This window comes from Lentzea aerocolonigenes (assembly GCF_000955955.1).
Lineage (GTDB): Bacteria > Actinomycetota > Actinomycetes > Mycobacteriales > Pseudonocardiaceae > Lentzea > Lentzea aerocolonigenes_A.
The window spans coordinates 1-1701 of the sequence record NZ_JYJG01000051.1; the positions used below are offsets into that span (position 1 = coordinate 1).

Genomic DNA, 1701 nt, shown 5'->3' on the forward strand with positions numbered 1-1701 from the left:
CCTACACGCTTGCACCAGTACTACCACTCACTGGCGGAGCTACCCTCCTGCGTCACCCCATCGCTTGACTACTACAAGTTCAGGTCCCGCGCTCCACTTGCCCCTAGATCCCGAAGGATTTTCGGAGGGCTTCGGGCGGTTAGTATCACAAGGTTCATCATGGGCGCGTTCACACGGGTACGGGAATATCAACCCGTTGTCCATCGACTACGCCTGTCGGCCTCGCCTTAGGTCCCGACTTACCCTGGGCGGATTAGCCTGGCCCAGGAACCCTTGGTCATCCGGCGGACGAGTTTCTCACTCGTCTTTCGCTACTCATGCCTGCATTCTCACTCGCATAGCGTCCACGGCTGGATTCCTCCGCCGCTTCAACCGCTACACGACGCTCCCCTACCCATCCCAGCTCAAGGCTGAAATGACACAGCTTCGGCGGTGTGCTTAAGCCCCGCTACATTGTCGGCGCAGGACCACTTGACCAGTGAGCTATTACGCACTCTTTAAAGGGTGGCTGCTTCTAAGCCAACCTCCTGGCTGTCTGTGCGACCCCACATCCTTTCCCACTTAGCACACACTTAGGGGCCTTAGCTGGCGTTCTGGGCTGTTTCCCTCTCGACTACGAAGCTTATCCCCCGCAGTCTCACTGCCGCGCTCTCACACCACGGTATTCGGAGTTTGGTTGATTTCGGTAAGCTTGTAGGCCCCCTAGACCATCCAGTGCTCTACCCCCGCGGTGAAACACACGACGCTGCACCTAAATGCATTTCGGGGAGAACCAGCTATCACGGTGTTTGATTGGCCTTTCACCCCTAACCACAGCTCATCCCCCAGGTTTTCAACCCTGGTGGGTTCGGGCCTCCACGCGGTCTTACCCGCGCTTCACCCTGGCCATGGCTAGATCACACCGCTTCGGGTCTAGACCACGCGACTCAAGCGCCCTATTCAGACTCGCTTTCGCTACGGCTACCCCACACGGGTTAACCTCGCCACGTAGCACTAACTCGCAGGCTCATTCTTCAAAAGGCACGCCGTCACCCCTAAAGGCTCCGACGGATTGTAGGCACACGGTTTCAGGTACTATTTCACTCCCCTCCCGGGGTACTTTTCATCTTTCCCTCACGGTACTAGTCCGCTATCGGTCACCAGGGAGTATTTAGGCTTAGCGGGTGGTCCCGCCAGATTCACAGCGAATTTCACGAGTACGCTGCTACTTGGGAACACTCTAAACAGCCACGTTTTCGAGTACGGGAGTTTCACCCTCTACGCTCACGCTTTCCAGACGCATTCCTCTAACCACAATGGTTTTTGACTGTTTGCTAGCTCGGCAGAACTAGCCAAGAGGTCCCACGACCCCGCGAATGCAACCCCTGCCGGGTATCACACAGACGCGGTTTAGCCTCATCCGCTTTCGCTCGCCACTACTCACGGAATCACGGTTGTTTTCTCTTCCTGCGGGTACTGAGATGTTTCACTTCCCCGCGTTCCCTCCACATACCCTATGTGTTCAGGTATGGGTGACCCCACATGACTGGGGCCGGGTTTCCCCATTCGGAAATTCTAGGATCTCAGCTCGGTTGACAGCTCCCCTAGACTTTTCGCAGTCTCCTACGTCCTTCATCGGCTCCTGGTGCCAAGACATCCACCGTATGCCCTTACTAACTTGCTACAAAGATGCTCGCATCCACTGTGCAGTTCTCAAAGAAC

1 rRNA gene is annotated in these 1701 nt (G+C 56.2%); it reads right to left on the reverse strand.

Annotated elements, in window-relative coordinates:
- Window positions 1–1663, reverse strand: a 23S ribosomal RNA gene (locus UK23_RS09515); the annotation flags it as partial.
- Window positions 1664–1701 lie beyond the last annotated feature (38 nt).